This window comes from Heyndrickxia sp. FSL W8-0423, assembly GCF_038009395.1.
In the GTDB taxonomy this organism is placed as follows: domain Bacteria; phylum Bacillota; class Bacilli; order Bacillales; family Bacillaceae_C; genus Heyndrickxia; species Heyndrickxia sporothermodurans.
Window position 1 is genome coordinate 1 of record NZ_JBBPBE010000002.1, and the last position, 12,203, is coordinate 12,203.

General features: G+C 33.1%; 18 protein-coding genes. 16 read left to right on the forward strand and 2 right to left on the reverse strand.

What is annotated here, in order from left to right; genetic code table 11:
* Positions 1–37: 37 nt before the first annotated feature.
* Both MKY81_RS20695 and MKY81_RS20700 read right to left on the reverse strand, forming a co-directional pair.
* The gene (locus MKY81_RS20695; protein WP_327990897.1) at positions 38–1,405 is read right to left on the reverse strand and encodes a recombinase family protein; all 1,368 of its coding nucleotides are present in this window, start codon (positions 1,403–1,405) and stop codon (positions 38–40) included.
* A gap of 16 nt (positions 1,406–1,421) precedes the next feature.
* The gene (locus MKY81_RS20700; protein ID WP_327990896.1) at positions 1,422–2,069 is read right to left on the reverse strand and encodes a LexA family protein; all 648 of its coding nucleotides are present in this window, start codon (positions 2,067–2,069) and stop codon (positions 1,422–1,424) included.
* A gap of 196 nt (positions 2,070–2,265) precedes the next feature.
* Here MKY81_RS20700 and MKY81_RS20705 point away from each other — a divergent pair, with 196 nt between their 5' ends.
* The 16 genes from MKY81_RS20705 (at position 2,266) to MKY81_RS20780 (ending at position 12,197) form a co-directional block, all read left to right on the forward strand.
* Positions 2,266–2,499 (forward strand): helix-turn-helix transcriptional regulator, encoded by a 234-nt coding sequence (locus tag MKY81_RS20705; RefSeq protein WP_327990895.1) that lies wholly within the window; start codon positions 2,266–2,268, stop codon positions 2,497–2,499.
* A 17-nt stretch (positions 2,500–2,516) separates the two neighbouring features.
* On the forward strand, positions 2,517–2,756 hold the full coding sequence (locus tag MKY81_RS20710; protein ID WP_341118831.1) for a hypothetical protein: 240 nt from the start codon (positions 2,517–2,519) through the stop codon (positions 2,754–2,756).
* Between the two features lie 147 nt (positions 2,757–2,903).
* A complete protein-coding gene (locus tag MKY81_RS20715; RefSeq protein ID WP_341118832.1) occupies positions 2,904–3,431 on the forward strand; it encodes a hypothetical protein in 528 nt (175 codons plus the stop codon).
* 100 nt (positions 3,432–3,531) lie between these two features.
* On the forward strand, positions 3,532–3,705 hold the full coding sequence (locus MKY81_RS20720; protein WP_341118833.1) for a hypothetical protein: 174 nt from the start codon (positions 3,532–3,534) through the stop codon (positions 3,703–3,705).
* An 89-nt stretch (positions 3,706–3,794) separates the two neighbouring features.
* Positions 3,795–3,971 carry a hypothetical protein gene (locus MKY81_RS20725; protein ID WP_341118834.1) on the forward strand — a complete coding sequence of 59 codons (177 nt, stop codon included), beginning with the start codon at positions 3,795–3,797 and terminating at the stop codon, positions 3,969–3,971.
* Positions 3,968–4,207 carry a hypothetical protein gene (locus MKY81_RS20730; RefSeq protein WP_341118835.1) on the forward strand — a complete coding sequence of 80 codons (240 nt, stop codon included), beginning with the start codon at positions 3,968–3,970 and terminating at the stop codon, positions 4,205–4,207. The genes MKY81_RS20725 and MKY81_RS20730 overlap by 4 nt, the downstream gene beginning before the upstream one ends.
* Positions 4,208–4,765, forward strand: coding sequence for a host-nuclease inhibitor Gam family protein (locus MKY81_RS20735; RefSeq protein ID WP_341118836.1), 558 nt, complete (start codon positions 4,208–4,210; stop codon positions 4,763–4,765).
* A gap of 165 nt (positions 4,766–4,930) precedes the next feature.
* The gene (locus tag MKY81_RS20740; RefSeq protein ID WP_251345432.1) at positions 4,931–5,863 is read left to right on the forward strand and encodes an AAA family ATPase; all 933 of its coding nucleotides are present in this window, start codon (positions 4,931–4,933) and stop codon (positions 5,861–5,863) included.
* Positions 5,863–6,294, forward strand: coding sequence for a DUF669 domain-containing protein (locus MKY81_RS20745; protein ID WP_251345431.1), 432 nt, complete (start codon positions 5,863–5,865; stop codon positions 6,292–6,294). Before MKY81_RS20740 ends, MKY81_RS20745 begins: the two co-directional genes overlap by 1 nt.
* A 73-nt stretch (positions 6,295–6,367) precedes the next feature.
* The gene (locus MKY81_RS20750) at positions 6,368–8,761 is read left to right on the forward strand and encodes a phage/plasmid primase, P4 family (RefSeq protein ID WP_341118837.1); all 2,394 of its coding nucleotides are present in this window, start codon (positions 6,368–6,370) and stop codon (positions 8,759–8,761) included.
* A gap of 303 nt (positions 8,762–9,064) precedes the next feature.
* Entirely contained in the window at positions 9,065–9,499 is a 435-nt protein-coding gene (locus tag MKY81_RS20755; RefSeq protein WP_341118838.1) for a hypothetical protein, read from the forward strand.
* A 2-nt stretch (positions 9,500–9,501) separates the two neighbouring features.
* The gene (locus MKY81_RS20760; protein ID WP_341118839.1) at positions 9,502–9,909 is read left to right on the forward strand and encodes a YopX family protein; all 408 of its coding nucleotides are present in this window, start codon (positions 9,502–9,504) and stop codon (positions 9,907–9,909) included.
* Between the two features lies 1 nt (position 9,910).
* Complete coding sequence (locus tag MKY81_RS20765; RefSeq protein ID WP_251345427.1) at positions 9,911–10,441, forward strand: ERCC4 domain-containing protein; 531 nt, start codon at positions 9,911–9,913, stop codon at positions 10,439–10,441.
* A 4-nt stretch (positions 10,442–10,445) separates the two neighbouring features.
* Entirely contained in the window at positions 10,446–10,760 is a 315-nt protein-coding gene (locus MKY81_RS20770) for a hypothetical protein (protein ID WP_341118840.1), read from the forward strand.
* A gap of 25 nt (positions 10,761–10,785) precedes the next feature.
* The gene (locus MKY81_RS20775; RefSeq protein ID WP_341118841.1) at positions 10,786–11,526 is read left to right on the forward strand and encodes an NUMOD4 domain-containing protein; all 741 of its coding nucleotides are present in this window, start codon (positions 10,786–10,788) and stop codon (positions 11,524–11,526) included.
* A complete protein-coding gene (locus MKY81_RS20780; RefSeq protein WP_341118842.1) occupies positions 11,523–12,197 on the forward strand; it encodes a sigma-70 family RNA polymerase sigma factor in 675 nt (224 codons plus the stop codon). Before MKY81_RS20775 ends, MKY81_RS20780 begins: the two co-directional genes overlap by 4 nt.
* Positions 12,198–12,203 lie beyond the last annotated feature (6 nt).

Genomic DNA, 12,203 nt, shown 5'->3' on the forward strand with positions numbered 1-12,203 from the left:
TGAATAGCCGACAATGAATACCGAAAAAACAATGAAATTAAAAACGCCAATCTATTCTGACGTTATCACCATCAATGTATATTTCATCTATTAGCGTTTGTACTATAGCTTGTTTATCTTTAAAATCAAGTTCTCTTAGATCGCTTTGGATATATTTTAGCATTTCGTCTGAAAGTATCTCATTTGGTTCAACTTGACTTTGCTTTTTGGAAATTAATTTTTCCTTTTCATTATTTAACTCGGACAATTTTTCTTCAAAAATATCTTTACTAAATAAAGTTGAGTTTCCATCATCTTTCAAATAAACATCTAATAATCGTTTAATTTTTTGATCTACTTCTTTAATCAGTTTTTCAAAATTAATTTTTTGCTGTTTTTTATTGGTTCTTGTTAAATTGAATGAAATATTCTCAATTTCATTTATAATAATATCTTCTAGTTTTTTTCGATTCCAAGTTTTATTTTCACATCTTTTTTCATACTCACTTGGGAATCTTCGTGCTCTACAAATATAATAATAATATTTTTTCTTTTTTGTCACCGATATTCCTGTGCTATAAGAAACATATCGCTCCCCACACTCCTTACATCGAATAAGACCTGATAATAGGCTTTCTTTAGCTTTATGAGCATTATTCCCTTTGTGACGCTCTAGGAGCCCTTGTACGCGGTCAAATTGCTTTCGGCTAATGATTGCATCATGTTGTCCTTCGTAAAGCTTTCCGGCAAAACTGACTTGTCCTACGTATAAATGATTTGAAAGTATATCCCTGTATCTTCTAAATCTCCAAACTGGATAGCCTTCTTCTTTTAATCTTTCTTGAACTTTTGTAATAGAATGATATTGTTCGTACAAATCATAAGCTCTTTTGATATGTTTAGCTTCATCATCTTTTATTACTAATTGACCATCAACTCTAGAATAACCGGCAGGATCGTAGTCACCACCCATACCTCTCAAGCCATTTTCTGCACGTTTAATATGACCCATTCTCATTCGTTCAGCAATCGTTTCTCGTTCTAGTTGAGCGAATACAGAAAGGATACCTATCATTGCTTTTCCAAAAGGTGTAGATGTATCTAGAGTTTCAGTAATAGAAACAAAATCAACATTGTTTTTCAAAAAGTGTTCTTCAATTAATTCCAATGTACCTTTTTGAGATCGGGACAATCTATCTAATTTATAGACTACAACAGTATTTATATTTTTTAATTCTTTAAGCATTCTTTGTAAATCAGGTCGATCGAGAGTTGCACCTGAATAACCACCATCAATATATATATTGTATATGTCCCAGTTTTTAGCTTTACAATAAGCTTCTAATCGTTCTTTTTGTACTTCAATACTATAATTTTCAATCTGATCTTGTGTACTTACTCGAATATACAAAGCTGCCTTTGTCATTAAAAAGACACCTGCCTTAAAATCTAATATCTAAAGGAGCCATGAACCACACGAACTTACCTTTAATTGATATAGGATTAAATTCTTGATCATTTTTACTATAAAATTGTGTTTTGTGTTCAGGATTATAACTTTCAGGTTCAAGAGTAATTCCATCTTGAAACTTATAAAATCTTTTTAGGGTAGCATCATATCCATTGACTGCAACAGCAGCAATATCTCCATTTTTTACTTCTTCTTCCGGATCTATTAAGGCTAAAGCATTTGGAGGAACTATCTTATTCATGCTGTCTCCTGAAACTTTTACTAAGAATGCATTAGGAAACCTTTCAGCTACTTCTCTTGGTACATTTACCATTTCTAAAACAGGAACCATTTCTAAAGGTATTCCAGCTGCAATTGTCCCTAACAACGGAACTGGACGTGAATCACCATTAACTGTTACGCCCGGTTTAATTGGTTGTACTTTTTGATCTTCAATAATATCACTTTTTAAAATTCCAAAATGATCAGCAATTTTTTGTATGGATCCCATTCGAGGAGTTTTTAAATCATTTTCCCAAGTTGATACTGCTTTGTCAGAAACTCCTGCAATTTCTGCTAGTTCTTCTTGCGATAAATTATGTTGTTCTCTCAACCTCTTAATGTTTTTCCCTATACTCACTTTTATTTACCTCCGGTCTGTTTATAAGGTCATCATAAACTAAAAGTAGATATATTTCAACATAAAAGCGAAAAAAATCTACTTTTATTTAAGGTAGGTCAATTTAAAGTAGTTAATTTTATTATTTAAGTAGTTGACATTCTACTTTAAGTAGATTATTATGTGTTTAAGCGATAAGGAAAGCGAGGTGATAACGGTGGTTTTCACTCTTAAGCAAGCAAGATTAATCAAAGGGTTAACTCAACGAGAAATGGCCTTAAAGCTTGGTGTTCATGTGCAAACTTACAGGAAAATGGAAAGGGAGCCTGATGAAGTAACTGTTAAGGAAGCAAAAAAAATTAGTGAAATACTTGGAATTGATTACGATCATATTTTTTTTAATGTTAACTCTACTTTAAGTAGAGATTCGAAAATAATTGTTTCTTCTTAAAGTAGAGGAGTTTTGGTATGAAAGTATCAGAAGACCTTATTATTACTTCCATGACTTTAGATGGTAATGATGTGAGGGTTCCTCAAGGATTATCACAATTACTAAATGATGCTGGAGCATGGAAGTATGTTGGTAAGGAAAATAAAAATGAAAACAAAAATTTAGAAAAGTACGACCGTAAAGTTTCATTTGAAGATGGGAAGTTAAGAACATATCTTACTTGCAAAGTGACTTCCCAAAAGGGAAAGGCATCTTAAATTAATTGAAAGGTGATGACCAAATGGACTTTTTTCCACTGTATCTAATAACTTTGTTCATCGTGTTTTTCGCCATCATGATTTACGGAGTGATTAAGGATAAGGGGTGAGTAGTAGACCCAAAATGCGTAATAAGGAGGAAAAAGTATGAAAGCGAATATTAGCCTTGAAATCGGTAAAGAAGATTTGGAATATGAGTTGCAGAACCTAGTTTCTCAAATTGCATCAGAAGAAATAGAGAGAATGGTCAAACAACAAGCACAAGAAATGGTCAAAGAAGAAGTAAAGAAAATTATATCTCCAATCGTTGATGACTATTTAAAAACAGTAATTGTCGGTGAAGAATATCAATCTTATCACAGTAGCAAACCACCAAGGTTAGAAGTTGATAAGTACATCAAAAGGGTATTGCAAGATTATTTGGATGAACCTTGCTATAAATTCTCTAGGGATTCAAGTAAGTTGTCTGAGAAATACAGACCTTCTTCAAGTGGTGGAGATAGGACTACAAGAGCTGAACACTGGATTAACGATAAAGTGAAGCAATACGTCGACAAAGAGTTATTTCAGAAAATAGAAAATCGAATTGAAGAAACCGTAAAGGCAGTAACTCCGAACGAAGAGGAAATTCAGGAAATCATCAAAAGAGAAATCCAAGCAAAATTTAATGCGTAGTTCGAAGATTATCTTCAACAAGCCTAACCAGGCTTTCTTTTTAGACACTTGGCGAAATTTGAGGAACGTTTTTAAGAATACTTGAAGGGAGGTGAGCATAGTGGAATTCGAACCTAAAAAAAGAAATGATCTAATCGGTCAAACAGGAGTAATTACAAGAAGTTTTAAAATTATTGAAGCACTTGAGTATCCAGCAGGTGTATCTGTCCGTGTAGCAGATAGCATGGGTGAAGAATACTGGACAGATTTAGAAGATCTAGAGTTACAAAAATAAGACCCGTTGCTGCAACAACGAGTCCAAATCTCAAATAGTTATCTTCAGTTTATGAGAAATACAATAAAAAATCAACTGGAGGATTAAAAATGCCATATTTCGATACAAAAGATAGAACAGTCTATAGTCCTGTTAATCCAAAATTGGAGCCACTATATAGTTTTCTAGAACAATATCAAAAAACTTTTAGTGGAAGTAATTTTTTTGAAGAGTTACTCGATACTTATGAATACTTAGATCAAGTTTTTAAGGAGGAAAAGCAATGAAAGTTTATGTCGTAATGGCTGATAAAGAATTAATGTCGGTATGCAAAGATCAACAAACTGCCGAATGGGAAAGAAATTTATGCGAAAAGGAAGGTCATAAGAATGTTGAAATAAAGGAATGTGGTGTAGTTTCTTACGATAAAGAATTTTATGAAAGAAACATGGATGCGATAATCCATAATAAATTTCCGTTAATAAGAGAATTTGCCAAAGCATTTTTAAAGGAGGAAAAATAAATGAACGCATTACAACAGTATGAACTAATGGAAGTTGAGGATATTCAATCACTGGATACTACGGAACATCGTTTTGAAATTACAGATTTAGATAGTCTTAACTGGGCATTTCGTAAACTATCTGCTTTGAAGTCTAAAGAAAAGGAAATCAAGCAATTAGCAAATGTGGAACGTGATCGTATCAACCAATGGGAAAAAGGAGAGCTATCCACAATTGAAAATAGTACAAGCTTTTTTGAAAGTTTGATTCAACAATACCATGCTAAAAAACTTGCAGAGGATCCAAAGGCAAAAACGATTTCTACTCCATATGGGAAATCGAAAACTCGTAAAAGCAAAGAAGCACCTGAAAAGGAAAATGAAGAACAGCTTTTAGATTATGTTCTTCAAAATGAAATGGTTGATTATATCAAAAATAGCGTGAAATGGTCTGATTTAAAGAAGACCCTCAAAATTGTAGAAATCAGTGGTGAAAAAGTAGTTGTGGATGAAAACGGTCAATTAGTAAAAGGTGTGACTGTTAAGCCTGAATCAATCTCTTACAGTGTGGAGGTATAAAAGTGGATGTAGATCAATTTAAAGAATTATTTAAAGAAATGTTAGAAAGTGGTGATGTGGAATAGGTTTGGGAATAGAATTTTCATCACAATATCAGTGGATATAGATGGGGAAAATGTATATACAACCACTTATTAACTGTTCTGATTAAGAAGGGGTGTACTAATGAGTTTTCAAATCAAATTGGCTCAACGTGAAAAATTGAAAGCCTGTATTGCCTTATTTGGTGCGAGTGGTGGAGGTAAAACGTTAACTTCCCTAATTCTTGCATACGGAATGATGAAAGAAGCTTATCCAGATATTCCAGAAGAAGAATTGTGGAAGAAGATTGGTGTTATTGATACCGAGCATAAAAGGGCACTACTTTATGCTAACAATACAGTTAAGGGTTATAAGATTGGCCGTTTTAAACATATAGAGTTCGATGCTCCGTACTCAACTGTGAGATACCACGAAGCTATTGAACTATTAAAAAAAGATGGTTGTGAAGTAGTGATTGTGGATAGCCTTTCACATGCTTGGGAAGGTATTGGAGGAATCCTAGATCAGCAGCAAGACTTAGGAGGTCGTTTTCAAGATTGGAAAACGATGAAGCCAATTATTAAGGATTTTATTAAATCCCTTACAGAAAATGATGTTCATATTATTTCTACACTTCGAACTAAACAAGAATATCAAGCTGAAAGGGATGATAATGATAAGCTTCAAATTCGTAAATTAGGACTTAAACCAATCCAAAAAGATGATCTAGAATATGAATTTATGATTGTTCTAAGGATGGAGCAAAACCATACAGCTACACCTACAAAAGATAACTCCAATCTAATAAATGAAAATGGCGAACTTATTAAGCCAGAACATGGGGCAACTATTTACAAATGGCTTGAACTTGGTATTGATGTTAAAGCTGAACAAGCCAAGGAAAAGAACAAGCTTATTCATCAAATTAAAGAAATTGTTAAATCTAGTGATGATGCAGCTAAATTACTATCTGAAATTGAATTTAAATCAAATCAAAAATTAGATGAATTTAATCTGAAATATTTAAATGCTGCATTAGATAGATTACAAATTTTCAAAACTAAGGAGGAAAAATAATGTTTACAGTAGATCATGAACAAGCAAAAGGATTTGAGGAAATTAAACCAGGAGAATATGAGGTAACAGTTGTTAATTATGAACAAACGACTTCATCAAACGGTAATCCCCGTATTGTTGTAGATTATGAAATTCGTAGTGATGTAGATCAACCATGCCAAGGTCAAAAAATCTTATATGACAACTTTGTAGTAACTGAAAAATCAATGTGGAGATTTCATGCAGCATCTAAAGCAGCTGGTTTCCCAAGTGGAATGCAATTCAAAAATTATAAAGAGTGGGCAGATGCATTTTTAAATAAACCTCTAAGAGTTGTTGTGGGAGAACGTGAATACAACGGAAAGAAATATGCTCAAGTAAATGGTTTTAAAGTTTCTGAGGTATCAGCACCAGCTCCAATTAATATTTCAGATGATGACGTTCCATTTTGATTTAAAAATAAATAGATTCATTGAATAGGAGGGGGCAATTATTGCTCCCTTTCAACAAAGGGAGTAAATCAAAATGACATATAAATTCAATCAAATACCAACGGAACTTAAAAATACTCCTCATTGGATCTTATGGCGGCAAGAAGAACGAAATGGAAAAATGACTAAGGTTCCGTATCAGTTTAATGGAGAAATGGCCTTATCAAATGAAAAAAGAACATGGTCAACGTTTCCTACAATTATTAAATATTTCAATGAAGGTGATTATGACGGAATTGGATTCATGTTTTCAAAGGATGATCCATTCATAGGGATAGACATTGATCATTGTGTCAGTGAAGGAGCATTAAGTCAACTAGCAGAGGATGTCATTGAAACAATTCAAAGCTATACAGAATACAGTCCAAGTGGTGAAGGAATCCACATTATTGCTAAAGGTAAACTTCCACTTAAAGGACCAGGAACTGGTCGGAAAAATTCAACTCTAGGGTTAGAAGTTTATAGGCATGGACGTTACTTCACTTTTACTGGGAATTGCTTAGATCAAATACCAGTAGAAGAAAGAACGGAAGAATTCAAGGTTTTATTTAGTAAGTATCTTGAAGAGAAAACTAAACCAATATCAAATAACAATCCTAGAAAAGATCGTTATGATATTAGCGGTCTTTCAACTTCAGAATTGTGGAAGAAAATGTTTGATAGCAAAAACGGACCAAGTATTGAATCACTTTTCCGAGGTGAATTAATCAATGGTGATCATTCTTCAACTGATATGGCTTTATGTAATCATCTAGCCTTCTGGACTGATAAAGACGCAGCTAAAATGGACTCGATGTTTCGTGAGTCAGCATTAATTCGCGATAAATGGGATAAGCCACATTCTAGTGATGGCCGAACCTATGGACAAATGACAATTGACACAGCTATCATGTCTACTCCTTCAACAATATCTGATTTTGAACCGCCACAAGAAAAACATTATGAAATCTATATATCAGATGAATCACATGAGATAGAGGATACAGATGAAATAGTCGATAAACCTCCAGCTTTTCATTTAACCGAGTTAGGAAACGCTGAAAGGATTGTCTACTATCACGGGGATAATATTCGGTATTGTAATGAACTTGAATGGCTTATATGGAACGGAAAACAGTGGCAGGAAGATAGCAAAAGAAAAATAGAAGCTATGGCAGCACAAACGCTTAGGGGACTATATGCTGAATCAAAGGAAGAAGAAGACAAATATAGATCAAAGCAATTGTATGAATGGGCAAAGAAATGTGAAAGAAGATCCATCCGAATTAATAGCATATTGGATGTAAGACCGATGGTTTCAGTTAGAAAAAAGGACTTTGATTCTCATAAATATTTGTTTAATTGCGATAACGGTGTAATTGATTTAAAAACAGGTGAATTACTTCCACATAATCGTGAATTATTACTTACAAAAATATCACCAATTCCATATATAAAAGGTGCTGAATGTCCTAACTGGATTGCATTTCTTGAAAGTATTTTTATATGTTCAGATGGTAAACCAGATTATGAATTAATTGAATTTCTTCAAAAAGCAATTGGCTATTCATTGACTGGGATAACAAAGGAACAAGTTATGTTTTTCTTATTTGGGAATGGCCGTAATGGTAAATCAACTTTTATTAATACTATTCAGGATCTACTTGGTGAATATGGAAGGCAAACAAACAGTGATACTTTCCTAAAAAAGAAAAATGATTCAGGGATCAATAACGATGTGGCCAGATTAGATGGTGCGAGGTTTGTGTCAGCCGTTGAGAGTGAGGAAGGGCAGCAATTATCAGAAGCATTGGTAAAACAAATCACTGGTGGAGAAAAAATGTCAGCTAGATTCCTTCGTCAAGAATACTTTGAGTTTACACCGGAGTTTAAAATCTTCTTTACAACGAACCATAAGCCAATTGTAAAAGGTGGGGACAACGGGATTTGGCGCAGAATTAAATTGATTCCTTTTACTGTAACTATTCCAGAAGAAAAAGTGGATGCTGATCTACCGGAGAAATTAAAAAATGAAATGCCTGGTATTTTAAATTGGGCGGTGGAAGGTTGCTTGAAGTGGCAGAGAGAGGGATTAAAAGATCCTAAAACAGTTAAAGAAGCAACAGATGATTATCGTGAGGATATGGATATCCTTGGACCATTTATTGCAGAAAATTGTGTTGTTAATCCTAACGGAAAAATTGAAGCCAAATCTTTATATGAAAACTACACGAAATGGTGTTATTCAAATCATGAAATCGAATTAAAAAGCAGACAATTTTATCGTCAGCTAGAAGTAAGAGGTTTTAAGAAAGAAAACGGAGCTAAGAATAAGGTTTTCTTTCATGGAATAACCCTTAATGAATATGCAGGTAGTAATTTATTCTCTTCTCAAAATGCAGAAGAAGATAAAAGTAAAATTACTCCAATTAATAGAAAGAAAATATAAAAGGGTTAACGAGGGTTAATAAGGAGATTTCGTCATTAACCCATTCAAACCATTGGTATATCAATATTAATTGATGGTGGGTTAATGAGGGTTAATGTTTTTTCTATAACACCCTTTGTGAAAAATAAATAAAAAAATAAATATATATATAGTATATAGGGCTTTAATACAAAATCCGTTAACCTCGTTAACCCATTAACCTAAAAATGTATAAAAAACCTTGGTATATCAACGTTTATAGGGGGTTAACGAGAAAAAATGTCATTAACCCGTTATTAACCCTTTTGATCGAGGTGATAGAATTTGCACCCAAAACAAATTGTAAGTGATTTCCAATCAATGGGCTCTTCTTTAGTTCTTGATAGTGACGATTTATACATAGAACATCCTGAGAATATCTATCCAGAACTTGAGGAAATAGCGAAACAATATAAAACAAGAATAGTAGCTTATTTGAAAAATGATTATTCGGATCAGGAACATAACATTTTTCAAACGATGGACAAGATATTAAATTTCTATGTTGGTATCGAACAGGATATGAATAAAAAAATTAATGATTGGTTGAATCATGATGATACGGCAACCAAATTAATCATGAAATTATGTGTAGAACTATCAAATAACGGTTGGAAGAATCCAAAGGAACCAACTTGTAATTATGAAGATATAAATACATTCAAATTTTCAAAAGAGATTTATGAAAGGGCAATGGCTTATTTTAAGAAAGGAGCATGAGAATGAAGTTTCGTGTTTGGGATAAAACAAAAAAATGTTGGCTTGATTATGATGAAATATTTATTGATCAAGAAGGAGAAGTTTTTCTAATCGAAGAACGAAATTGGGCTTATCAATCACTTATGCATAAAGAAAATATAACCGATAAGGTTGAAGTCGTTCAATACACAGGTCTTAAAGATAAAAACGATAAAGAGATTTATGAAGGGGATGTATTGCTATTTAATAACGATTATCCGAATGCTCAAAAGATGGATTGGAAGTGTGTAGTTAAATATCGAAAAGGTAGCTTTGTGTGCGAGTATCCAAAAGATGGGGTATACAACCATTTCGATTCGTGGAATGTACCAAAAGTAACATGGGAAGTCATCGGAAACATTTACGAAAACCCTTCTCTATTGGAGGTCTAACATGAACGCTTTACAATATCGTTTCACGGATAAAGAATTAAAAACTATTTTAGATAGTTTAATAATCACAGTAGATACTAGAGAACAGAAAAATCAGCATGTACTTGATTATTTTCGTAAGAAAGATGTTCAATTTCGAATTAGGACAATGAAAACTGGTGATTATTCAGCAATGATTCCAGCTAATCCAGAGTTAGGGATTACACGTGATCTTTATCTTAATGCTTTACTGGAAAGAAAAAATGGAGTGGACGAGCTTGTGGAATCTATCAAGGATAGGACACGTTTTGAAAATGAATTGATAAGAGCATCTAAACATCCATTTGTGTTGATTGTGGAAGACCTAGAAGGATATCAGAAAATCCTTAAAGGTGAGTATAGGAGTAAATATAAGCCTGAATCCTTGCTGGGCAGCTTGAAAACATTTGAAGCAAGATACAATTTTTCAACAGTGTTTGTGGCACCTGCTACAACTGGAAATTACATTTACCATCATTTTTTATATAGAGCAAGAGAACAATTGAAAGGTTGATTTTATGGAACAAACATTATTGGATTTATCAAAGCATGCTGTTTCAGATAAAACACTGGAACAACTTAAAGAGGTAATGTACAAACAAGATGAGTTCGGAATAAGTAAATACGGTACTGCTTTAGATCATTCACTTAATTATGATTGGGATGCTATGGCTGATGAAGAAATTGCTGATTTCTTAAAATACCGCCAATGTGCGAAAGAACGGAAAGAATATATTATCAATCTATTAAAAGCTGGATTACGTTCAGATGAACCTAAAACCTTCATAGAGGTAGCCCTTGAATTATTAACGATTAGAGGTACTGGAAAATGAATTTTACTAAGGAGGAGAAGCTTGAATGACACTTTTTCTATATGATCCTCGAACCAATATTTTATCTGAAACATCCTATCAGTATCTCACTGAATTAAGCGGCCATTCATATGAATCATTAGCATCGATGAAATCGAGAAAAAGGAAAATCAGAAGTATTAACTGTTATTTGGCTGATGATAAAACAACTATTGCCCAGCGCAAAGAATGGTATGAAAAAGAGATTTATCATAACGAATTGTGGAAACAAGTACATGGATCAGATGGGGCTTTTTTAATCTCAAATTACGGTCGATTTAAAAGAGTCTATCTAAAACATACTGGATTTTTACTACCATTTCTACACAAGAAATCAGGACATTTGCACATTAAAGTGATGTTTAACGGAATATACAAAGCTTATAAAGTTAGTCAATTAGTCGCTTTTCATTATGTAGGAATGCCAAAGCCTGGACAAGTTTTACATCATAAAAATGAGATTATTACAGATGATTATTTCGCAAATCTTGAATATATCGATAAATCAAAACTCGGTAAAAAAACAGGGTATAAATCGAAAAGTAAGCCCGTTGTCCAATTGGATTTAAAAACATTAGAAGTAATTGATGAATTCCGTTCAGCCCGTGAAGCTGGGCGGAAATGCTTCCTATCTTATCAAGCCATTTTAGATAATTGCAATCACAAAACTAAAACTAGTGGTGGGTATATCTTTATGTTTTTAGATGAATACGAGGAAATAGACATTGTGGAGGGCATATTGGCATGAATATCTCGAACGCAACAAATGCACAATTATGGACCATTATTTCTTATGACCAAGATTGCCCAAAACATTTATTAGAACAAGTCGTATCGGAGGGTTTTAATCGAAATCTTTTCGACCATCTTATTAAACACTTAATCAATAAAATGTTTGATCGATGGCATCCAGAAAGAAGATATAGCTTTTATGATTTGTATCAAATCGGTTATATCGGCATTATGGTAGCCATTAAGAATTACCAGCCGGGCAAAGGATCATTTAAGACTTTTGCATATATGAACATTAAAAGTGAATTTTCCCATCATATTGAGAAAATAAATAGTGAAAAAAGAAAAATCTATAATGATATTTCTTCACTTGATGCACAGCGACAAACTGACAATGAAGAAACATTTAAGGATTCGGTTATTGATGAAACGGAAAATGTTGAGAAAAAGGTTATTAAAAAATTGTACTGGGAAGAACAATTTGAAAAGTTGTCTCAACGAGAAAAAGAAGTATTGATGTATTTTGCAGAAGGTTACTCGTTACATGAAATGGCGAAGATATACGGACTAAAATCGGTTGTATCATTACATCGGCAATTGCACAGAGCCTTTTATAAAATCAATCCAAATAGAGAGAAAATTAATCTCAAACACAGTGGAATGATGACAAGAACTAAAGGAGCCTAAAAATGG